The organism is bacterium, assembly GCA_030697645.1.
Lineage (GTDB): Bacteria > Patescibacteriota > Minisyncoccia > Phycocordibacterales > VMGT01 > JAUYPI01.
The window spans coordinates 1-22061 of sequence record JAUYPI010000009.1; the positions used below are offsets into that span (position 1 = coordinate 1).

At 53.7% G+C, this 22061-nt stretch carries 22 protein-coding genes and 4 tRNA genes; 11 read left to right on the forward strand and 15 right to left on the reverse strand.

Going from position 1 to position 22061, the window contains the following annotated elements:
* Positions 1-353: 353 nt before the first annotated feature.
* From Q8R39_02380 to Q8R39_02390, 3 genes are all read left to right on the forward strand, one after another.
* Positions 354-1307: a hypothetical protein gene (locus tag Q8R39_02380; GenBank protein MDP3735253.1), complete on the forward strand. Its 954-nt coding sequence runs from the start codon at positions 354-356 to the stop codon at positions 1305-1307.
* Between the two features lie 21 nt (positions 1308-1328).
* On the forward strand, positions 1329-1532 hold the full coding sequence (locus Q8R39_02385; protein MDP3735254.1) for a hypothetical protein: 204 nt from the start codon (positions 1329-1331) through the stop codon (positions 1530-1532).
* 183 nt (positions 1533-1715) lie between these two features.
* Positions 1716-2345 (forward strand): sigma factor-like helix-turn-helix DNA-binding protein, encoded by a 630-nt coding sequence (locus Q8R39_02390; GenBank protein MDP3735255.1) that lies wholly within the window; start codon positions 1716-1718, stop codon positions 2343-2345.
* Between the two features lie 165 nt (positions 2346-2510).
* On the opposite strand, the gene Q8R39_02395 is transcribed toward Q8R39_02390, so the two are convergent.
* The 3 genes from Q8R39_02395 to rpsO form a co-directional block, all read right to left on the reverse strand.
* Positions 2511-4742, reverse strand: coding sequence for a polyribonucleotide nucleotidyltransferase (locus Q8R39_02395; GenBank protein ID MDP3735256.1), 2232 nt, complete (start codon positions 4740-4742; stop codon positions 2511-2513).
* 367 nt (positions 4743-5109) lie between these two features.
* Complete coding sequence (locus tag Q8R39_02400; GenBank protein ID MDP3735257.1) at positions 5110-5673, reverse strand: NYN domain-containing protein; 564 nt, start codon at positions 5671-5673, stop codon at positions 5110-5112.
* A 9-nt stretch (positions 5674-5682) separates the two neighbouring features.
* Complete coding sequence (gene rpsO, locus Q8R39_02405; protein ID MDP3735258.1) at positions 5683-5955, reverse strand: 30S ribosomal protein S15; 273 nt, start codon at positions 5953-5955, stop codon at positions 5683-5685.
* A 75-nt stretch (positions 5956-6030) separates the two neighbouring features.
* Here rpsO and Q8R39_02410 point away from each other — a divergent pair, with 75 nt between their 5' ends.
* Entirely contained in the window at positions 6031-6984 is a 954-nt protein-coding gene (locus tag Q8R39_02410) for a tyrosine-type recombinase/integrase (protein MDP3735259.1), read from the forward strand.
* Positions 6985-7018: 34 nt separating this feature from the next.
* Here Q8R39_02410 and dnaN read toward each other — a convergent pair whose 3' ends face one another.
* Both dnaN and dnaA read right to left on the reverse strand, forming a co-directional pair.
* Positions 7019-8119 (reverse strand): DNA polymerase III subunit beta, encoded by a 1101-nt coding sequence (gene dnaN / locus Q8R39_02415; GenBank protein MDP3735260.1) that lies wholly within the window; start codon positions 8117-8119, stop codon positions 7019-7021.
* Between the two features lie 249 nt (positions 8120-8368).
* Positions 8369-9727, reverse strand: coding sequence for a chromosomal replication initiator protein DnaA (dnaA, locus tag Q8R39_02420; protein ID MDP3735261.1), 1359 nt, complete (start codon positions 9725-9727; stop codon positions 8369-8371).
* Positions 9728-9931: 204 nt separating this feature from the next.
* Here dnaA and rpmH point away from each other — a divergent pair, with 204 nt between their 5' ends.
* The 4 genes from rpmH (at position 9932) to Q8R39_02440 (ending at position 11773) form a co-directional block, all read left to right on the forward strand.
* Complete coding sequence (gene rpmH, locus Q8R39_02425; GenBank protein ID MDP3735262.1) at positions 9932-10066, forward strand: 50S ribosomal protein L34; 135 nt, start codon at positions 9932-9934, stop codon at positions 10064-10066.
* A 60-nt stretch (positions 10067-10126) separates the two neighbouring features.
* A complete protein-coding gene (locus Q8R39_02430; protein ID MDP3735263.1) occupies positions 10127-10462 on the forward strand; it encodes a ribonuclease P protein component in 336 nt (111 codons plus the stop codon).
* Positions 10463-10486: 24 nt separating this feature from the next.
* Positions 10487-11227 carry a YidC/Oxa1 family membrane protein insertase gene (locus Q8R39_02435; protein ID MDP3735264.1) on the forward strand — a complete coding sequence of 247 codons (741 nt, stop codon included), beginning with the start codon at positions 10487-10489 and terminating at the stop codon, positions 11225-11227.
* Between the two features lie 63 nt (positions 11228-11290).
* Positions 11291-11773, forward strand: a complete 483-nt coding sequence (locus tag Q8R39_02440) for a R3H domain-containing nucleic acid-binding protein (GenBank protein MDP3735265.1) — start codon at positions 11291-11293, stop codon at positions 11771-11773.
* Between the two features lie 378 nt (positions 11774-12151).
* On the opposite strand, the gene Q8R39_02445 is transcribed toward Q8R39_02440, so the two are convergent.
* The 8 genes from Q8R39_02445 to Q8R39_02480 form a co-directional block, all read right to left on the reverse strand.
* A tRNA-Gly gene (locus tag Q8R39_02445) sits at positions 12152-12222 on the reverse strand.
* 65 nt (positions 12223-12287) lie between these two features.
* Positions 12288-13520: a GspE/PulE family protein gene (locus Q8R39_02450; protein ID MDP3735266.1), complete on the reverse strand. Its 1233-nt coding sequence runs from the start codon at positions 13518-13520 to the stop codon at positions 12288-12290.
* 129 nt (positions 13521-13649) lie between these two features.
* Positions 13650-13720: transfer RNA gene (locus Q8R39_02455), tRNA-Pro, on the reverse strand.
* Between the two features lie 19 nt (positions 13721-13739).
* The gene (locus tag Q8R39_02460; protein ID MDP3735267.1) at positions 13740-14141 is read right to left on the reverse strand and encodes a YraN family protein; all 402 of its coding nucleotides are present in this window, start codon (positions 14139-14141) and stop codon (positions 13740-13742) included.
* Between the two features lie 222 nt (positions 14142-14363).
* Positions 14364-14765, reverse strand: coding sequence for an NUDIX domain-containing protein (locus Q8R39_02465; protein MDP3735268.1), 402 nt, complete (start codon positions 14763-14765; stop codon positions 14364-14366).
* Positions 14766-14793: 28 nt separating this feature from the next.
* Positions 14794-14864 (reverse strand) — tRNA-Gly (locus tag Q8R39_02470).
* Between the two features lie 124 nt (positions 14865-14988).
* On the reverse strand, positions 14989-15393 hold the full coding sequence (locus Q8R39_02475; GenBank protein MDP3735269.1) for a VOC family protein: 405 nt from the start codon (positions 15391-15393) through the stop codon (positions 14989-14991).
* A 13-nt stretch (positions 15394-15406) separates the two neighbouring features.
* A tRNA-Arg gene (locus Q8R39_02480) sits at positions 15407-15478 on the reverse strand.
* 58 nt (positions 15479-15536) lie between these two features.
* On the opposite strand from Q8R39_02480, the gene Q8R39_02485 reads away from it, so the two are divergent.
* Positions 15537-17045, forward strand: a complete 1509-nt coding sequence (locus Q8R39_02485) for an HD domain-containing protein (protein MDP3735270.1) — start codon at positions 15537-15539, stop codon at positions 17043-17045.
* A 595-nt stretch (positions 17046-17640) separates the two neighbouring features.
* Positions 17641-17880 (forward strand): hypothetical protein, encoded by a 240-nt coding sequence (locus Q8R39_02490; protein ID MDP3735271.1) that lies wholly within the window; start codon positions 17641-17643, stop codon positions 17878-17880.
* A gap of 41 nt (positions 17881-17921) precedes the next feature.
* Here Q8R39_02490 and Q8R39_02495 read toward each other — a convergent pair whose 3' ends face one another.
* Complete coding sequence (locus Q8R39_02495) at positions 17922-20462, reverse strand: PBP1A family penicillin-binding protein (protein MDP3735272.1); 2541 nt, start codon at positions 20460-20462, stop codon at positions 17922-17924.
* Between the two features lie 58 nt (positions 20463-20520).
* Between Q8R39_02495 and tyrS the strand changes: the two genes are divergently transcribed.
* Complete coding sequence (tyrS, locus tag Q8R39_02500; protein ID MDP3735273.1) at positions 20521-21723, forward strand: tyrosine--tRNA ligase; 1203 nt, start codon at positions 20521-20523, stop codon at positions 21721-21723.
* A 65-nt stretch (positions 21724-21788) separates the two neighbouring features.
* Here the strand turns inward: tyrS and Q8R39_02505 are convergent, their stop codons facing one another.
* On the reverse strand, positions 21789-21938 hold the full coding sequence (locus Q8R39_02505; GenBank protein MDP3735274.1) for a hypothetical protein: 150 nt from the start codon (positions 21936-21938) through the stop codon (positions 21789-21791).
* Positions 21939-22061 lie beyond the last annotated feature (123 nt).

The following is a 22061-nucleotide window of genomic DNA, read 5'->3' on the forward strand; positions in this document are numbered from 1 at the left end:
TTTTTGAGCGAGACGAGGAAAGTGAGCGAAATGATTCGACGCGTTACTCGAAGTACGACGAGGATCATTTTGCGATACTTTACGAAGTCGCAGCCGAAAATCAGAAATTGCAGCAGGAAGGGGTTTCGAAAGAAGTCTAATGCGCAACACCGAGTGTTGCACATTGTGTTGCACATTTCGGGCAAGGTCTTGTACAAAACGTCGCTCCATGAGCGCGATTGTAGCACTGAAAAATACTTCAGCCCAGCCGAATGCCACGCCACCAAAAAACAACACAGAAGCAATCAAGAAGCATGGGCATGAGCAAAGGATGGGGTGGCGCATATTCTTTAGTACCTGCTACAATAGCTCTGATGTCTCCAGGCGAAAAACAACCCTTCGAGGAGAGCACGCCGCACTTACTGCGGCTTGAGATGGACGAACCATCTCATACGCTCCGCGAGATTCCCAATGAGGATCCGGTAGACCGCGCCATACGTGCGATCGAAGCTATCCGCACGAAGGCGCTCGCCCTCCCGCCGCAAAGGCACGATGCGTTCGCAAACGTGCTCGATACAAACGCGGAGCGCATCGTCCGTGAGAGAAGCGAGCGCGAGCGGGCAGTGCGCAATATCACCCAGTTCCTCAACTCCATCCGAGACCCGGAGCGCCTTTCGGCGCGCCGCTCTGCCATTGAAAAACAGCGACCGGACCTCGAAAGCCACCAGCGTCTTGCCGATTGGGAGATGTTTCTCGCCGACCATATCTACTCGAACCCGCATCTATTCCGAGGCGCGCGCGGCGAGTCACGCCTCGGCGCGCTCGACCGCGTGCTTACGAACTCGAAACTCGACATCGCCGGTCGGCCATTCGACCTCTCCGGCATCAAGGGGCTTGCGGGGGCAGTCTCCCTCATCGGCTCAAAAAAGTACGTACCGTTTTTCCCCGACCCTCTGCTCGACGTCCTGCTCAAGGTCGACGCCCTCGGCCACAGAGAAGATACCGACCAACACATTCTTGCGCAAGTAAAAGCGCGTCGGGGCCTCGCGCCATCCACGCCGATCATAGACACGCCACGGGCATTTTTTGAGCGCCGTGACGTACGAAACAACTTCGACGGCGAACGCCTCTCGCGCCTCGCAGACGACGCCTTGGTGCTCGAGCTCACTGCCGAGGCACTCAGTAATAACTATCGCGGCAAATTCACACCGCTTCTCATTGTCATGCCCTCCTTCAATCCCGGCGACAATAATCCAGACTTCGATGCCGAGACCGGTTTGCCAAAGCGAGAAACCTTTGCTAGGATCAACTGGCCCAAAGGAATCTAAAGAATAGGGAGGTCAAACGATATGAACAAGCAGGACAGCCAACCAAACACCGAAGATACCCTCCCGCCGTTTCCCGCGCATCTCGAGCGGCCCGCGGAGACAAAAAGGGGCCTCACCGAGGATGAAGCCGATAGCGAGCTCAAGGAGGTCGCGCAGGCAATCGAAACTTTTGCGCGCAACGCACCGCCAGAATCCGAATTAAAATCCGAGCCAGAAAAAGACTAACGCAAGCAATCCGCCGTTCGGCCCACCGATACCAAGCGCACGCCCCACCGGCCGTGCGCTTTTTTTTCCGCAGTGTTCATGCCCAAAACAAAAATCCTTAAATTTGACGACGACTAGTCTACGTGCTTATATTGTGGCAGAGAAAAGGCCCCGCCCGATGGGGTCAAAAATAAGGAGGCCGTTATGTCGGAAGGTACGTTTGAGGTCGCGCTCATCGGTAAGATTAAGCACAGCAAGCTCTACAAGCTCCTGCGCGAGAAGGGTTGGAGTCAAGCGGAGCTTGCGCGACAGCTTGGCGTGAGTCAAATGACTGTTTCGAAGTGGATGCTCCTCAAGGGCTATCCACGGAACGAGAACGTGCTGCGCAAGTTGATGGACCTCACCGGCGAGTCACCGTTTGATTTGTTCCCGCAGTTCATGCGCGAGGACGAGTGGCGAGAGCGCCTCGCAGAACTGCCGCGCGAATGGGCAGTGATCCGCGAGATCCAAATCAAGCAGCTCATGGGCGGCAAAATACTCGCGCTGCCCTCGGCAGAAGATGAATATGCTGAGCTCGAGTTTGAAGAGCGTCTCCGGGAGACTCTTAATCTTCAAATCAGCCAGTCCCTCACCCCGCGCGAGGGACAAATTTTAAACATGCGCTTTGGACTAAGTGGAGAACGTGAGCACACACTCAGGGAGGTCGGCGACGCAATCGGCATCACACGGAAACGAGTGCACCAGATAGAAATCCGAGCTCTGAGAAAACTGCGCGGTTTCCGTCACGACGGGGAAAAGGTGTCGTCGCCCATTGCCAAGCTCCTCGATAGGTGAAACACGCCACAGAGAGATCCGCTGCCCCCGTACCCTGACACATCCGTGTCAGGGTAGCGTTTGTTTTAGGACTTACGCGTTTGGCGCATTTCTTTGTTGCCTTCGTCGCTCAAACGCGTAAGTCCTACGTTTGACTTTTTTTGCAAAATTCTGAATTGCGAACCCTCACCACCGCCGTCTATCGTCTCGGCGCTCGTCGCGTCCGCGCTGCGGCGGGCGGCGCGAAAAGCCGCCAGGGCCTCCGCGCTGCGCCCCGCCTCCACTCTCCGGCGGCTCTGGGAGAAAATTAGGATCCGCGTCTTTTATTGAAAGCGAAATTTTTCCGCCCTCCTTCGGCTCCTTCACCATGACCGGCACTTCTTGCCCCTCACGGAGCACATCTCGCACGCTCTCGACGCGCCACGGCGCGATCTCCGAGACATGAACCAACCCCTCGCTGTGCGGCCCGATTTTCACAAACGCGCCGAAGTCTGCGATGCGCGAGACCGTGCCCTGAAGCCGATCCCCGGGCAGATACTCCCGCGTCATTGACTCTATAATCTCCCGCGCGCGCTGCGGGCCGTCATTCTTGCCGGTGATAAACACCGACCCGTCGTCCTCGATCTCGATTTCGGTCTTCGTGAGCTCGCGGATTTCGTTGACTACCTTGCCGCCGGTGCCGATCACGAGCCCGATCTGCTCCGGCTTTATTTTCATCATCTCGATCATCGGCGCGTGCGGCGAAAGTGACGAGCGCGGCGCGGCGAGCTCCGCCGTAATCGTCTCGAGGATTTTGAGCCGCGCCACGCGCGCCTTCTCGAGTGCCTCGATCAGCACCGAAACAGGAATGCCGTCCACTTTCACGTCCATTTGCACCGCAGTCACGCCACGGTTTGTACCCGCGACTTTGAAATCCATGTCCCCGTGCTCATCCTCCGGGCCCTGGATGTCGGTGAGAAGCGCGTAGCGCTCGGGTGACTCATACATGATGCCCGAGGCGATGCCGGTGACTGGCGCGCGAATCGGCACCCCGCCATCCATCAGGGCAAGTGTCGCTGCAGAAACCGAGCCCATCGAGGTTGAGCCGTTCGAGCTCATCACCTCCGAGACCACGCGAATGGTGTAGGGAAACGTCTCGCGCGGCGGGATCATAGGGGCGAGCGCCTTCTCCGCGAGCGCGCCGTGGCCGATCATGCGGCGATTCGCGCCCCCCATGCGCCCGGTCTCACCCGGGGCAAACGGTGGAAAGTTATAGTGATGCACAAAACGCTTTTTCGTTTGCACCTCCATTCCCTCAATGATGAGCGAGTCTTGTGGGCCCCCCAGAGTGAGCGCCGAGAGCACATGCGTACCGCCGCGGTAGAAAATACCGGTGCCGTGGAGGAGCGGCGAGACCCCGCCTGCCTGAGCAAAGAGTGGCCTAACCTCGTCGAGGCCGCGGCCATCGGGCCGCCTGCCGCGCTCGATTGCCTCTTTGTGAATAATCGCATTTACCTGCCCGTCGTAATAGTCACGTACGAGAGCCGGGGCGACGTCAGGTAATCGTTCTGCGACAAGTTTCGTCCACGTCTCGCCAAGCGCGCTGATTGAGCGCTTGCCTGCTCCGGCAAAGACTGCTCCGTCAAGCCGCGCCGCGATCTCTGCGTCAAACAGTGCCGCGAGAGCAGGAGGCACCTCGGGCACCCTGAGTACCTGCTTCTCCTTCCCAATCTCGGCGACAATACTCTCCTGCCACGCCTGCAAGCGATCCAGTTCCTCCCGCGCGCGCTCGAGTGCCTCGCCGAGCGACTCCTCACGCGCCTCGCACGCGCCGACCTCAATCATGTTGATGGAACCATCGCGGCCGCAGGCGACGAGATCGAAGAGGCACGGCAGCGGCTCCCCGCTGTCCGCCGGTCGCACAATGCCGCGCTCGGAAAACGTCGGATTCACCATAAGCTCACCCTCGTCGCTCCCCTTCCCGATCCGCACCGCGGCGACCGGCCCGCGCCAGGGGATGCTTGAGGTCGCAAGTGCGAGCGAGGCGGCGTTCACCGCAAGCACGTCAGGGTCGTGCTCGCCGAGCGAGAGGATCATGATGATCACCTGAATGTCATTTCTGATGTGGTGGTCAAAGAGCGGCCGAATCGTCCGATCCACCACCCGGCCCGAGAGGATTGCCTCGTCCGACGGCCGCCCCTCGCGGCGGATGAAGCGGCTGCCGAGAATCTGCCCCGCAGCATAAAACCGCTCCTCGTAGTCCACAGTGAGCGGCAAGTAGTCGAGATTGGTCGGCCGCGCTGACATCACCGCCGTGGCATGAACCAGTGTGTCGCCATACCGCAGCATCACCGAGCCGTCCGCGAGTTCCGCGAGATCGGAGAAGATTGCCGTGAGCGTCTTACCGCCGATTTCCACACTAAATTCTCTCTTGTGCATGAATACTGCGGCGACCAGATTCCAGACTTGAATCAAGTAGCTAAGAAAGATTCAAATCAGCTATCTGACAACCGCTACCGAAGACTCTACCATACTACGCAAGAATAGCAAAACCCGCCGCACGGCGGCGGGCTCAACAAGGTGTTAAGGGACACACGCCAAAAAACGCCCAGCGGGTGTCCGCAAGGCGTACGTGGGGTCAAAAATTTTCACGTTCGTTTAAGCTCCGAATCGGCGTATACTTTCATTTTAAGCGGGGGCGTATAGACATGTACGGCACGCGCACGTTTCATCGTGGAATTGTTACCCATGATGTGGATAACGTCTGGTGTCTCAAACAGCATGTCTCCCTTCACGTGATAAGCGGTTATTCGTCACTCTCCCTTACCGCCGAGCCGCCTCCCCTCCCCCGCCGCCGAGCACGCCCACGGCCCAGCACGTAGCGCTCGGGTTTTGTGGAGAGATCGAGGAAGTCGTCCGCCGACTCACGCAGGCGCTGCGAGGCGGACTTGCCGAACGCGACAACCTCCACCTGGTTTTGATTTGCCTTCAAATACTCGACAAGCGGCACGAAATCGCCGTCTCCGGAGGCAATGACGATCGTATCGAGCCGCGGCGCAAGTTTGACGATATCAACCGCCATGCCAACGTCCCAGTCTGCCTTTTTCGATCCGTCAAAAAATATCTGCAAATCCTTCACTTTGGTCTCAATACCGAGCTTCTCAAGCGCCTCGAAAAACGCCCGCTCTTCCCCACTCTCAGTGCTGATCACGTAGGCAATGGCGCGGATAAGATCCCGCCCGGCAACGGCGTCCTTGAGCACGTTCCCGAAATTGACGCGTGCCTGGTAGAGGTTTTTGGCGCTGTGGTAGAGATTTTGCGTGTCAATGAATACGCCGACGCGATGATACTTGTACTTTGTCGCTCCCATAAGGGAAAATTAACCTTTTTTGATAAGTCCTATTTTTTTCGCGATCGCCGCATAACGCCTTGGATTCTTCTTCTCGAGATAGGAGAGATGACGACGGCGGTTCGCAACCATCTGGAGGAGGCCCCGGCGTGAGTGTTGGTCCTTGTTGTGCCGTTTGAGATGTGAGGCCAGTTCTTCAATGCGCTTCGAGAGCACGGCGATCTGCACCTCCGCCGACCCCGTATCTTGTTCGTGAATTTGGGCCTCTTTGATCACCCTCTGTTTTTTCCGCTTCGTAAGCATGTTCCCATGGTATCACGCCCCGCTATCCACCGCAATGATGTTGTGCGACGTTACGTGAAAGCGTAAAGTTGCGGCATGCCTAACGCACAAATCCATACGCTCAAACGTCAGTTTCTCGAATACCTCGAGATTGAAAAAGGCCGCAGTCTGAAGACGGTGCGTAACTACGAGCGCTATCTTGAACGCTTTTTTACTTTTGCGGGCATAGAAAGCCCTGTTCAAATAACAGACGACCTCGTGAGGCGCTACCGCCTCGCGCTCAATAGGCAACGGGTGCAAAGAGAGAAAACAACAGTAAACGACTCGCACGAAGACGAGGCGGGCACCATAAAGAAAAAAACCCAGAATTATTATCTCATCGCGCTCCGCGCATTCCTTAAATATCTCCAGCGCATCGACATCGTGTCGCTCTCGGCCGAGCGCATCGAGCTTGCTCGAGTCCCCGAGCGCGAGCTCGATTTAATCTCCTTTGCCGACCTTGAGCGCCTCCTCCGCTCTCCGGATGGAAGCGACGTCAAGGCGCTCCGCGACCGCGCCCTGCTTGAACTCCTCTTCTCAACCGGCCTGCGCGTCTCCGAGCTCTGCGCGCTCAATCACGATCTCGACCTCACGCGCGACACATTTTCCGTGCGCGGCAAGGGAGAAAAAATCCGTGTCGTCTTCCTCTCTGAGACCGCCCGCATCGCGCTCCGCGCCTACCTCGGAAAGCGAACCGATCTTGCCGAGCCGCTTTTCGTGAGCTTCTCCCCGGCATCAAAAAATGTCGCTCCGCGCCGTCTCACATCTCGCTCCGTGGAACGCATAGTCAAGCACTTCGCAACAAAATCCGGCATCTCGAAAAAGGTAACCCCTCATACAATGAGGCATGTTTTTGCGACCGACCTCCTTGAAAACGGTGCCGACATTCGCTCGGTGCAAGCCCTCCTCGGCCACGCGCATCTCGCCACCACCCAAATCTATACCCACGTCACCGACACCCACCTGCGGGACGTGCACAAAGCATTCCACGGCAAACGGCGGTCAAGATAAAACCGTGAATTACCTAAAACCTAGAACCTAAACGTCACCTATTCATCGGCATCACGAGGTAGCGGAACGACTGATCGCCGACGCCGGAGAGCACGACCGGTTTTTCGGCACCATTAAAGCGGAGAATCAAACTGTCTGAATTAATCGCCTGTAGCGGGTCCATAAGGTAGCGGCCGTTGAAGCGCATCGCGACCTCATCGCCCTCGAGCGTCGCCTGAAGGAGCTCGGTGTGCGCGCCGACGTCGGTATTCTTGGTCTCAACCTCAAACACTCCCTCGACCGGACTAATCCGCATACTCACCTGGTGAAATTGGTCTGAGAAAATACTCGTTGCCTTGAGCGCATTGAGGAAGTCCTGACGCAGCACCACCACTTCAGTCTGTCTCCCCGTCGGCATAAATTGCTCATAGTCGGGAAACACGCCGTCAATAAGTCTGCTGGTGAGGTAGATGTCGCCACAGGAAATACTGCACTGATTTTTATCCACCACGAGAACTGCGTCTCCGTCGAGTCCGTCAAATATACGCACTATGTCCGCCGCGCTCTTTGCGGGAAGGAGAAACGTATCGAACGACATTTCCTTTTTGAGCCGGAGCCGCTTCTCAGCGAGACGAAACGCGTCCGTTGCGGCACATACAAGAGAGCCGCCGCTGTATTTGAGAAAAATACTCGCGAGTTCTGGCTTCAATGTTGTGAGCGATGCGCTGTAGGCGACAGAGCGCAATGCCCGCAGTAAGTCCGCAACAGGAAGCAGGATACTGGAGCCGTCGCGGACTTGCGGCATTACCGGAAACTCCTCATGAGGAACCCTCCTAATACGCGCAGTCCTGCCGCCGCCGGAAACCACCAGATCGCCGTCTCCAAGCGAGAATGCAATTCCGCGGTCATCACGGCAGAGTGAGACAAAATTACTGAGGATCGATCCGGAGACGGCGGCGGTCCCGGGCTTCTCGACGCGCGCCGGAAACCGAATCTCGACTCCAAGATCGAGGTTGCTCGACCGGACGACCACAACATCTTTTTCCGCCTCAAGGAGTATGCACGAGAGTATTGGAAGTGTAGCGCTGCGCACGGTCACGCGAGCTGCTCGAGACAGTGCGTCATTTAGTTTGTTTTGTGTCGTAATAAATTTCATATATATTCTTTATTGTTATTATTAACCCTGTGGATAGGTGGATAGCAATATTTTACATTGGAAACAAACACTTTAGATGGTATGCCATGACTGGTATCGTGTGGAATGTATGGTACTAAATTATAGTATGTAAAAAATCTGAAATTTTTATCCACACACTACGTATACGTACGCCCGTGTAGTGTACATTTTAAGCACGCAGTTTTCCACAGACTTCTTGTATAACCAGTCTCGTCGCGAAATTTATATTTATTTCAAAATTGCTCTGATCTGGTTTATTTCCTGTGCGAATTCCATATTTGTTTTTATCCCTTCTTTTACCTTGTCACAGGAGTGGATAACTGTGGTGTGGTCGCGTCCGCCAAGCCGCTGCCCGATGGTGGGGTAGGAAGTTTGGAAATCCTCCCGGAGAATGTACATAATGACCTGCCGCGGTTTGACGACCTCTTTCCGGCGTGTTTTTTCGTATATTGACGATTCTTCAATGCCGTAATATGACGCGATTGTTTTAATAACCTCTGCCGCAGCCATTGTTTTCTTCGGCCGGACGTTGTTCTTAATATATTGCTTTACATCGAGAAGGTTTGGGGCGCGGTCGTGAAGTTTTGCCTCGCAGAGGATCGAATTCATTGCGCCTTCAAGCTCGCGGATGTTTGCTGTAATAGAGTCCGCAAGTGTGGTAATCACATCTTCAGACACAGGAGCATTCGCGCCTTGCATCTTTTTTCTGATGATGAGCATACGCGATTCATAGTCCGGTTCCGTGATCTCAACAACCATCCCAGCAGCAAATCGCGACAGGAGTCGCGACTCAATGTCCGGAAGCTGGCTTGGATGGGTATCGGAGGAAAAGATTACCTGCCTATTACTGTCGTGCATGGTGTTGTAGAGGTGAAAGAGCTCTTCTTGTATCTTCTCTTTTTTTGAAAAGAATTGAATGTCGTCTATAAGTACCGTGTTGTAGCCACGGTATTTCTCTTTGAATTTCCCTGCGGTGCCGTTCTGGAGCGAGTCAACGTATTCCGTGGCAAATTGCTCCGAGGTGATATAGTAGACCCGCTCCTTTGCATGGGCGCGTTTAAGCGCGTTTCCGATTGCCTGAATGAGGTGTGTTTTCCCCCGGCCAGTGTTTCCGTAGATAAAGAGTGGATTATAGGCGACACCGGGCTTTTTGATTACTGCCTGCGATGCGGCATGAGCGAGTTCGTTAAATGAGCCGATAACGAATGTTTCAAATGTATAACGAGGATTCAAATTATCCTCTTTACTCACATAATATTCGGCAAACGGGAGCTCTTGTGCAATATTTTTGCCGTTTATATGAGAGGATACAGGCGTTGTCGTTTGATTAACTCTATGCTGCGACCCGACAATAATGTACTCAATCGAGCGTACGCCTTCAATTCGCTCCCTAAGAAGGCGTAAGAGTGTTTTGTGGTGCTTCTCAACAATCCACTGTCGTACAAATTCATTCGGAATGCCAACCGTAGCGACCCCACCATCGTATGTTACGAGCGAGGCGTCTTTGAACCAAGTGTTGAACGTCGCCGGTGATACGGAGAGCTCGATTTCTACGAGAATACTATTCCATGTTTCGCGGAGATCCATAGTGTACACAATTACCGATTTCTAATTTCCAACTTCTAATTGTTTTTATTATAGCGCGAGTTTGGTGTGCACAAACTTGTGGTGTGTGTGGAACTATGTTAGGAATATGGGTACAACCTGTGGAAAGTAGAAAGTGGAGGGTAGAAAGTAGTTTTTGTGTTTTCGACTCCCCACTTTCTACCCTCCACTTTCTACTTTCCAAATATGAAAGGCACCTATCAACCAAAACGACGCAAACGAGCGCGCACGCATGGATTTCGCGCACGCAGCAGCACACCCGGAGGCAGAGCGGTTTTGGTGCGGCGTCGGCGTAAGGGGCGGGCAAGGGTTGCGGTGTAGAGAGTGGAAAGTAGGATTACGTTCAACCCCTACTTTCTACCCTCTACTTTCTCGTCGTCCATGCTTCCAAAAAAACACCGGCTTACCAGAGCGCAGGTTGCGGAGATTGTGAGGCGTGGGACGGCCTTCCACTCACCGCATCTCACCCTACGCGTTTTACCGTCCCCTGACGGCTCCTACCGCTTTGGTTTTGCGGCCGGTAAAAAGGTCTCACGAGGTGCAGTTGGTCGCAATCGGCTGCGCCGCCGCGGTTACGGAGCGCTTGAGCGCCTGCTCCCCGCTTCCCCGCCGCGTCTTGAGGGCATTTTTTTCTTTAAGCCCGGCTCTCTTGCGCTCACGCCGAGCGAGCTCAACGTGGAAATAGAGTCTCTTCTTAAGCGAATACTGTCGCGGTAGGCCGACTTCTGCTAGACTGTTTACATGATAGGATCGCTCTTTAATACCCTCCTCTACCAACCTTTCTACAACGGGTTGGTTTTTTTGATTTCCGTTATCCCCGGGGGCGATGTTGGCGTCGCAGTTATCGTACTTACTATCGCAGTAAAACTCGGCCTGTTTTCACTCTCCTACCGCTCGATTATATCGCAACAACGCTTGAAAGAGCTTGGACCGGAGCTCGAGCGCATTAAGACGCAGTTTAAGAACGATAAACAACGCCAGGCCATGGAGACCATGGCGCTCTATCGGCGGGAAGGCGTCAATCCTCTCTCGACGATTCTCTCACTCCTCCTCCAGATACCGGTGGTATTGGCGCTTTACTTCGTTTTTGTCAAGGCTGGGCTCCCCGCGATCAATCACGAGCTCCTCTACGACTTCCTTGCCGAGCCGGGGGTTATTTCCCTCTCGCTCCTCGGGCTTATTGATATTTCAAAAAAAAGCGTTATACTTGCCGTGCTTGCTGGAGCGACGCAGTACCTCCAGGCGCGGCTTATGACGCCGCAGGCACCACAGGGCGAGCCGCGGGATGGGGAGCGCTCGCTCAAAGACGAGCTCGCGCGGAGTCTCCAGCTTCAGATGAAGTATGTGTTTCCCGCCCTCATTGGTTTTTTTGCATATAATTTCGGCGGTGCCGTCGCGCTCTATTTTGCGGCGAGCAACGCGTTCGCCATCGGGCAGGAGATGTATGTGAAGCGGGCTCGGGAACGGGAAAGTGGAAAGTAGAAAGTGGAGAGTAGTTGCAGTAGTTTCCACCTTCTACTTTCCACCCTCTATTCTTCAAACAACATGGACCCTCAAACAATCAAACAACTCATCGAAGAGGTCCTCGGGAAACTCTGTGTTTCCTGCGATTCTGTCGAGCTCACAGAAGACGCCGCGACGAAACGGCGGCAATTTTCAATAACGAGCAGCGACTCAAATCTCTTGATTGGCACTAGGGGCGAGAACCTCGCGGCGTTGAACCACATTGTCCGGGCGCTTGCGCGTCGGCATGGCGGCGACGAAGACGACGAGCTCAACTTTTCGATAGACGTCAATAATTATCGCCGCTCTCGCGTGGAGGCGGTGCTTACCGAGGCGCGCGAGGCGGCGGAGCGCGCTAGACTCTTCTTGCGTCCAATCGAACTCTCCCCCATGAGCTCCTACGAGCGTCTGGTCGTCCACTCGTTCTTTAGCGACGTACCAGATGTCACCACCGAGTCATTCGGCGAAGGCAGGTTTCGGCGAGTGGTGGTGAAGTGCGCGACAGGCGAGGAGAGTAATGGCTAATAGGTTGCGTATAGCGGAACTGACTTCGGAGCACTTTTATAGACGGTGTTAGAACCTGCTTTGTTTTAAATCGGAAAGAAATACGGATATCCATATTGGCGTGTAATAAGAAATATTACGCCCCCTGTAATGGCAATCGCGGCCAACCAGAAGTAAACTTTTTTTGTCTGCCTCTCGAAGATGAAGTAAGCCAATCCTAAAATTATTGCTGTTAGGAAAAACCATTGGTTTATTTCACTGAACTTCATCTGCGCGGTTCGTATGTGATACCACGGAATCCCTGCAAAAATGAAAAAACAGAAAGCAACTAACGCCAAAAAAGAGGCACCCGTTTTTTTATTCCACGAACGCGGCGAAAGCAAAAGGAATCTCATATTGTGCGGGCAGGGAGAATCGAACTCCCATCTACTGCTTGGAAGGCAGTCATTTTGCCACTAAACTATGCCCGCATTGTAGGGCGTGCGTCTCCGGAGCTTCAATGTGGCGTGGTTGCGGTTGAGCCATACTGCCCCCACTACATACTCGCCCGCAGCACCTCCTCTGGCGTCGTGATGCCGGCGTAGACCTTTTTGAGTCCGTCTTCGCGAAGCGTCTTGAGGCCCTTCTTGTGCGCCACCTCTTCGATTTCTGCGGCTGAGGCGTTATTGATTATCATGCGCTGGAGCTCGCCATCGACATCAAGCACCTCGAAGATACCTACACGGCTGCTGTAGCCGGTATCGAAGCACACCTCACAGCCAGCGCCGTGGACGATACTCGCGCCCCGATCGATCCCCAAAGAGCTTCGTATTTCCTCAGATGGTTGGTACGCCTCGCGGCACGACCCGCAGATTTTTTTTACCAGGCGCTGCCCAATGACGCCGGAGAGCGCATACGCAACCATATCCCGCTCTATTTTCATGTCTATAAGCCGCGTGATGGTGCCTATGGCCGAGTTCGCATGGAGCGTCGAGAGGAGGAGCCGACCAGTGAGCGATGCGCGGATTGCATTTTCCGCGGTTTCATAATCGCGGATTTCGCCGACCATGATGCTGTCCGGGTCTTGGCGTAGGATTGAGCGTATGCCGACAGCAAAGGTGTAGCCCGTGTGTGGCGAGACCTGGCTCTGGCGTACAAAATCGAGATAGTATTCGACTGGATCCTCGAGTGTGATAATCGTACGGCTCTCCCCCGCGAGCTCACGGAGGATTGAATAGAGCGTCGTTGTCTTTCCGGTACCCGCCGGACCCGAGACGAGTACCATGCCGTGCGATCGGCGGGAGATTGATCGCACCAGGCCGAGATCCTCAGCACCGAAGCCAAGATCCGAGAGGTTGAGGAACGACTCAACGCGATTGAGAAGTCGGAGCACCACCGCCTCGCCATGGACCGTCGGGAAGAACGAGGAGCGAACCGCAAGCACGCGAGCTCCTGAGGCCACCGCGGCACTTGTGCTGGACGGTGCCACCCATGCGAAGTAGCCCTCTTGGGGTGTCGCACGGTGCGCGATATCAAGACCACTGAGCACTTTGAGGTGGGAGATAAAAGTATCATATTCGTCTTGCGGCCGTCTTGTCCATACATGGAGCACACCGTCAATGCGGAAGCGAATCAAGAGATGTTGCTCTGTTGGGTCGATGTGGACGTCCGAAGCCTTATTCATGACCGCCTCTGCGATCATCGCGTCTTTGAGCTCCTCCGCCGCAGAAAACGTTCGCGCGTCCACGCCTTGATTTTTTTGTTTTTCGTCTGAAGTGGTTTTTGCCATACAATATGCGCCCCACTTTTTTAGATATGACTGGATTACTGTGCGGCGAAAAGTGGAACACTCGCCTTTATTGCATCATAGCATACCGCGCGGTTCTCGCGCGCGATTTAAGGCACACCGTATGCATTTTCGGGGTGCCGAGACTCGAACTCGGACTAAATCCTCCCAAAGGACTCGTGCTACCATTACACTACACCCCGGCACTTCGTTATTTAAAGCCTATAGGACAATGTCCTCAAGATAGCGTATCCGCGCCTTTTTTGCACCGCGATCGAGCAATACCGCGATGACACCAAACTGCCATTCCGGGTCGTCCTTCCTTCCCGCCAAATACGTTGCTACTGCTCGTGCGAGTCGTTTGAGCTTTCTCGGGTGGACGTTTTCTTCAGGACGATAGGCGTCAATACTGTCGCTGCCATCCGTACCAAAGACGCTCGAAACCGTCTTCACCTCGATAAAGTGGAGCAGGTCATTTCTCGACGCAATAATGTCGATCTCCCCCCACTTTCGGAGAAAATTACGCTCAATAATCCGGAACCCGCGCTGAGTCAGATAGCGACATGCGACATCCTCACCGAGTTTTCCCACCTCCTGCTTCTGCGTTCGCGTTGACTCAGCCACAAGTTTTTGGTTTTTAAGACGTAGCGATGTTTCTTAAGAAACATCCAGAGTCTTTTATGAGCGACTTTTTAAAACCTATATTTTGAGCCGTTTTTATGAGTGCAGTCCTTTTTCAATTAGATATTAAGGACGTCCTTTATACACATGTCCCCAACGTTATCCACAATCCCTTACTTTTAAGCCATTTTTCTTAGGGGCGCTACTTGGGCAGACCTACCCGTCTTATATGAGGCTCTTTTGGGCAATTTCCCAAACATACTTATCGAGCCCAGCACACTTTGCTATTTCCTGTTTTGGCAGCCACCTATGCTCACTATGTTCTTTTTGGTCAAGTACTAGCACCCCTTCAGCAGATGTGCGATAGGTCAGTCGCACCACATGCTTATCGGGGCGCAAAATGTCCTGCGCTGCAACAAGTTCCGGCTCGCCGACCATTTTAAGCCCCGTTTCTTCTTCGATCTCCCGCTTTAAGTTTTCGGATAGTGACACCCCCGGATTGATTCTGCCGCCCGGTATATCCCACAGATTGTTAACATCGGGATACGCTTCCGGGGACCGCTTGAGGAGCAAAACCTCCCCTTTTTTGTTTAAAATCAACGCCTTAACGCCGACCTGAAGAATCATAGGTTTTTCAGTCCCCAACTTTACCTTGTGCGGGCAGGGAGAATCGAACTCCCGTCTACAGAATGGCAATCTGTCATTTTACCACTAAACTATGCCCGCGTTTTTCGTATCTGCCCCAAAAAGCAAATTCGGATGATCTGTTGGAGTGCTTTTTTCTTCTTGGTTTGTGCACAACTCCAGCATACTCGCACACTGCGTTTTTGCAACGGCATTTTAGCCGCTGTTATGTTAAGTCCATAAATGGATTGAAGACCACCTCCCACAAATATCCGTCTGGGTCGGCAAAATATCCTGAATACCCGCCCCAAAATACTTCCTGTGGTTTCTTGATCAACCTTGCTCCAACACTTATCGCCCGTTCAATCACCCGGTCGACCTCTTCTTTGGTTTGCACATTGTGAGCCAATGTAATACCACCGAATCCAGACCCAGTTGCCGGGACCATAGCATCTTCGGCAAGCTTTTCCTTTAGGTAGAGAGCGAGCCACGTCCCCATCATCTCGAAGAAAATCACACCTTGTCCATCTTTGTAATTGTGTACGGGGAAACCAAGCCCATCACGATAAAATCGTAATGATTGTAGAAGGTCGGATACCCCAAGAGTAACAAGGCTGATTTTGGCTTTCATGCTGGAAATTTAACGCCCCCGCCAGGATTCGAACCTGGAACGTTTGCTTCGAAGGCAAAAATGATATCCATTTCACCACGAGGGCAGCACATAAATCATAGCAATGATTAGCGTAAAACAAAAGGATACAGTACAATTTCGGCATGGAATTGCGCACAAATTCAAAGATGCCGCAAAAAGTTGTAGCCGTATCGGAGACGCTCACGAAAGCCGGTTTCGAGGCATACCTTATCGGCGGGTGCGTTCGGGATCTCATCATGGGCAAGGTACCCAAGGATTGGGACTTGACGACAAGCGCTAGGCCGGAACAAATACTTGAGCTCTTCCCCGGTTCATTTTACGAAAACGACTTCGGCACCGTCGGTGTTGTCTTTGAAAATCTAAAGGACATAAACATAAAGGACAAATATATAAAGGACATAACTACAGAAGTAATTGAAGTGACTACCTACCGATTAGAGGCAAAGTATTCTGACTCGCGTCACCCAGACTCGGTTACATTTAGCGATACACTTGCGGATGACCTCAAGAGACGTGACTTTACCGTAAACGCAATCGCCTACGACGTTTCTCGTGAAAACACCATAGACTTATTTCACGGCCAAGAGGACATCAAAGACCGCGTAATACGAGCGGTTGGCGATCCTGGTGAGCGTTTTTCTGAAGATGCCTTACGTATGATGCGTGCGGTGCGCTTCGCCTGTGAGCTTGATTTTTCGATTTCACAAGAAACATCCGAAGCTATATGTTTGCACACAAAGAGCTTGCAAAATATAGCGATAGAGCGCGTGCGAGCCGAGCTTATCCGCATTCTTGAGTCAGATATTCCAATGCGAGGCATAGAATTCCTGCACGAGCTCAAACTCCTCCCATATATCATCCCCGAGCTTGAGCGAGGGATAGGGATTGAGCAAAATCAGGCTCATAAGTATGACGTATGGGGGCATAATATACGAACTGCCCAGCACGCTGCAGATAAGGGCTGGGATTTAGACTTGCGTATTGCCGCCCTATTTCACGATATTGGAAAGCCGTCAACGCGTCGTTTTGCAAAAGAGAGGAACGACTGGACTTTCCACGGGCACGACGTCGTTGGTTCACGAGAAACTCGGAAAATCATGGAGCGTCTGAAGTTTCCCGTGAAAACAATCGAAAAAGTATCGAAGCTTGTCCGTTGGCACATGTTTTTCTCTGACCCGGAGAAAGTAACGCTTTCTGCAGTGCGTAGAATGGTACGCAATGTTGGCGAAGAGAACATATGGGATCTTATGAACCTACGGGCGTGTGACAGGATAGGAACCGGAAGGCCAAAGGAGCAGCCGTATCGGTTTCGGAAATACAAGTCAATGATCGAGGAAGCACTCCGCAGCCCGACGTCGGTGAAGATGATAGCGATAAATGGTGATAAAATAATGGAAATCACCGGACTCAAGCCGGGGCATAAGGTCGGGTATATTCTCCACGCCATGCTGGAGGACATACTCGATGACCCAACAAAAAATACACCGGAGAACCTTAGAAATCGAACGCTGGAGCTCGCGCAGTTGTCAGACGAGGAACTTATGGCGCTCGGCGAGCATGGGCGTAAGCGTAAAGTTTCTCAAGAAACAGAGGCGGTTGGTAAGATACGGAAAAAATACTGGGTCGAGTAGGGTGCTTGTGAATTCACTGGCGTGTGGATTTTTTAGGACTCGTTTGATTTCACGGGAAACAAATAACCCACTATGTAAGTGGGCAACATAGTGGGCGATTGCTGAAGAATCACCCAGAATAAAATGCTCGGGGCGCGAAAGCGCTAAAATCTATAAGACGTATAGAAGTTTGGGGCGCTTCGTGCTCGCCAAGATTATCTTATTCCAGACGACCTTCTATGGAGAATATGAAAAGATCTTTTCCTTGGAAGGATCTGATAGCGTTGTCCTTTTGTAACGCTCTCTGTCCTTTATGATATTTTCTATAAAGGACATTGTAAAGGACATGACTGTGGATAAAAAAGTGTCCTTTAGAAATTTGATTGTGTCAAGTGCCCACCCACAACCACTCACGCCTATTATTTTTGTGTTCGTGCTGGAAGTGTTTGGAAATGGCGTCGCCTCGCTTGACGCAAAACGCAGAACTCGACTTCCCTCGGGGCTCGGCCTCAGACATCTGCATTTTCCTCGGCTCGCCATTTTCTAAACACCTCTCGCAACGCACAAAAATAAAAGACGTGAGCGATTACAACGGGTGTGTGTTTAGTTGAGGATTATGAAAGATATCAGTATTTACATTCAGAAATATGTACATCTGCCGCACCCGGAGCTGCGGCTCAAAGAGGCGGCGAAAAAAGCGGCAGAGCATATCCTCGGCACCGATGTGCCAATTGAAAATATTCGCGTAAAAAATGGTACTGTACAGCTCACCCTCTCCTCGGTCGCCCGCGCCGAGCTTTTTCTTCACAAGCAGGAGTTTGACTTCTTATTTCAGAGTGAAATGAAAAACCATTAAGAGATCAGGTTTCCTGGGGTTTGTAATTTTCACCCTGTGGATTACGGTGTTGTTGTTGCCGCGGCTCCTCCGGTAACCGAAAGTGTGGTGCGATACTCACCGCGGTTGAGGACGCTGTCGTAGCCGATGATAAGGAGTTCGTTGTCGCCTTCGAGAGCGCCGGCGTCAGCGGGTATTAAAGAGAACGAGAGGGGAGGGGTCTGTGTGGAGCCGATGAGGGTGCCGTTGAGGAATACCTCGGCGCGCGCGAGCGTCGATGCTCCAGCACCTGAGACCGTGAACAGTACTCGCTCCGAGGCGTCGTAGGCGCCGGGGTGAAGTCCTTGTACTTCAAGCTTCGGGGCTTTTTCCTGTATATGGACGTCGTCTTTTTCATTTGGGATAATTTGCGGCGTCTCACGATTGATTTTCTGTCTTTCGACCCACACTGCGACTGGCGCTTCCCAGAGGCGATATTGCGGGTCGAGTGTTGGATTTTCCGGCCTCGGCCCGAGGGGGTTTTCGCGGTTTACCCAGTGGAGAATCGTGTGCGGATCAACGACGACGCGCTCTTCACGGAGCTCTTGGGGAGTAAGGTCGGTCGCGATCTTCCCGGAGATTTTATCGACGACGTACGACACGCCACCCTGCCACCGGCCGCGGAGGATCGGCGCTAATTCCAGGCTGTCCGGGAGCGTATGCGGCTTGATGAAGGAGACCTTTTTTTGAGAGACAAGGACCTTGTTTATGAACTCGTGCCAGAGCGGCGCGACGATAAACCCAGCAACCTTTTTCTCCATCGGTGAATTATCATTGTTTCCTGCCCACGCACCGACCGCGATAGTTGGCGTGTAACCCACGATCCATGCGTCGCGGTAGTCGTTCGTGGTTCCGGTCTTTGCCGCGACATCGTAGCCGGGAAAGTAGAGGAACGACTGCTCGCCGAATGCCGGTGTGCGCGCTTCATTATCGGCGAGAATATTGGTCACGGTCCGCGCAATCTCACTCGGGAGCACACGGAGCGGGCGTGGTGTGTGCTCTTCAAGCACCGTTCCGTCCGTCCGCACAACCTTAAGGATCGTTGCCGGCGGGACACGCACGCCGTCGTTTGCAAATATTCCATAAGCGCTCGTGAGATCAAAGAGTGTTACCTCGCCGCCACCAAGAACGAGCGTCAGGCCATAGCGGCGGATGTCTTTGAGAGTAGAGATACCCATGCGCTCCGCGATCTCGAGGGAGTCCTTGAGTCCGGCAAGGTAGAGTACTTTGACCGCCGGCACATTAATTGATTGCGCGAGGGCGTTTCGGAGCGAGACCGGACCGCGAAAGACATTATCATAGTTCGTCGGTTTATAGCAGATCGCCCTCGGCGAGATCGGTGAGCCGTCCGGAGTGCACTCAGTCGAGAACTCAGTCTCGAGATCGAAGACTACCGTCTCCGGCCGGTACCCTTTCATAAACGCGGTGGCGTAGACGAAGGGCTTAAACGCGGAGCCCGGCTGGCGCTCGCCGAGCACGACGTTAAAGTTGCCGTCAATCTCTTTATCAAAGTAGTCGCGCGAGCCGACCATAGCGAGTATCTCTCCCGTACGCGGATCGAGCGCGATAAGCCCCGCGTTCTCGGCATTGAACTTTTTTTTATTCTCAAGCGCGAATTGTTTAACAACACGCTCCGCATCTGTCTGGAGTTTACTATCGAGCGTCGTTACGATCGTGAGCCCGTCGCGTTCGATCGTCTCCCGTCCGTATTTCTGCTCGAGATACTCCCGCACATACATCACAAAATGCGGCGCTTGGATACTACTCTCGCTCCGTGGCAGAAATGTCGGTTCCTCGGCGAGTGCGGCGGCGCGTTCTTCTTCCGTAATGAATCCTTCCGCGAGCATTCGTTCGAGGACGAGGCCCTTGCGTGTCTCAAGGGCGTCGCGGTGGTTGCCGTAGGGGGAGTAGTAGGTTGGCGCCTGCGGGAGCGCAGCGAGATAGCTTGCCTCCGCGAGCGTTACATCGCGGGCGCTCTTCCCGAAAAATTGTTGACTCGCTTCCTCGACACCATAGACGCTGCCGCCGTAGGGTGCCTCGTTGAGGTAGAGTTCGAGGATACCTTCTTTACTCATCTGCTGCTCCAGCTTCGCTGCGAGGATCCACTCTTTAAGCTTGCGTGCCAGGCGCTTCTCACGCGTGAGGATCGAGTTTTTAACCACCTGCTGCGTGATGGTCGAGCCGCCTTGCTCAAATCTGCCAGAGAGGATGTTTTTCAATGTCGCACGCACGACCGCGAGCGGCCGGATGCCTTTGTGTTCGTAGAACGTTGCATCCTCGATGGCCACGGTTGCATTTTTGATGCGGCGTGAAACCTCCTCGATACCGACCACCGTGCGTTTTGTATCGGCGTTGACGTCGAAGAGTAAGATCTTTCCGGTGCGGTCGAAGATTTTCGTAGACTGTATGATGCGGCGGTCCTCAAACGCCGAAAAGTCGGGGACAGTGAGCGTGGCGGCCCAGAGGAGCGCCGCGCCCGTCCCCGAGAGAGCGAGGGCGAGTGTGATCAAAAATACACTTCGCAGAGTGGAGCGGCGCGTTTTATGACCGTCAGTATTACTCATAAAACCCAGTATAGCAGTACGCAGCATAGTAGCGTATTCTATGATAGAGTTTTAGTCAATGAACGAGCGTTTACAGGGTACCGAAGCGGCGATTACCGAACTCCTCACGCGCGGCGTTGAGGCGGTGTACCCGAGCGCTGATTTTTTGCGCGAGCGGCTCGAGAGCGGCAAGCCGCTCTCGATCTACCTCGGCATTGACCCGACAGGGGCGCTCCACTTAGGGCACGTCGTGGTGCTCGGGAAGCTCGCCGCTTTCCAGAAGCTCGGTCACCGCGTGATTCTCCTCATTGGTGATTTCACCGCGATGATCGGCGACCCAACGGATAAGACCGCGACCCGACGTTCTCTCTCGCGTGAGGAGGTGCGAGTGAATCAGGAGCGCTATCTCGCCGGGGCGGCGCTATTTTTACACTTTGACGGCGAGAATCCGGCGGAACTGCGGCGCAATAGCGAGTGGCACGACACGCTTACGTTCGAGCGCGTGCTTGAGATTGCCTCGCATCTCACCGTTGACCAGCTCCTCAAGCGCGACATGTTCGAGCGCCGCAGCGCGGGAGGGAAGCCAATTTACCTTCACGAATTTCTCTACCCGCTGATGCAGGGGTACGATGGCGTCGCGCTTGAAGTCGACGGGGAGATAGGCGCTTCGGACCAGACGTTCAACATGCTCGTGGGCCGGACACTTGAAAAACAACTCCTCGGCCGTGAGAAATTCGTCCTTACAACAAAACTTCTCACAGATCCCACTGGCCGCAAGATGAGCAAAAGTGAGGGAAATGTGATCTGGCTCAGTGATACGTCCGACGAGCAGTTTGGGAAAGTGATGCGCTGGCCGGACACGATGATTGTGCCGGGGTTTGAGCTTTGCACTGAGCTCGCATACGAAGAACTCCATACGATTCAGGACGAGCTTCAAGGAGGCGCGAATCCGCGTGATTTGAAACTCCGCCTTGCACGAGAGGTCACCGCACGTCTTTCGGGCGAGGAGGCAGCACATGAAGCCGAGGCGCGTTTTCTTGCGACATTCTCTGGCGGCGAAGCACCGGAGGATATGCCGGAAATCGCGGCCAAAGAAAACGAGGCCTTGATTGATGTGCTCGCGCGAAGCAGTCTCGTCGCGTCAAAAACCGAAGCGCGCCGGCTCATTGAGAGTGGCGCGGTTGAGACCGCGGCGGGGGAGCGGCTCACCGACCCTCGAGCAGTAGCGCCCCGAGGCGGCGTGCTTCGAATCGGCAAACGGCGATTTCTCAGGATTCGTTAGAACAACAAACACACCCTCGAGACAGATGTCTGCGGGGGTGTGGCATTGGTTGGGGTATTGATTATTTAATCGCTTTCCTCCTCCTCTTCATCTTCAAGCGCAACGTCGTCGTCTTTTTCCTCCTCGTCGTCTTCGAGATCGTCATCTTTGTCGGCGATGCGGAATTCGTCTTCGTCGAGCCCGCGCGCGAAGCGCGCTTCGAAATCATTACTCATAACGTATAGTGTGTGGCACTGAATCGTTCGAGTTGATAACGGCGACCCCAGTGGTAGAGCCTCGCGCATTCTGCCACGACGCTCCACCAGTTTTGGTAGCCACTATTTTCACAAATCAATTTT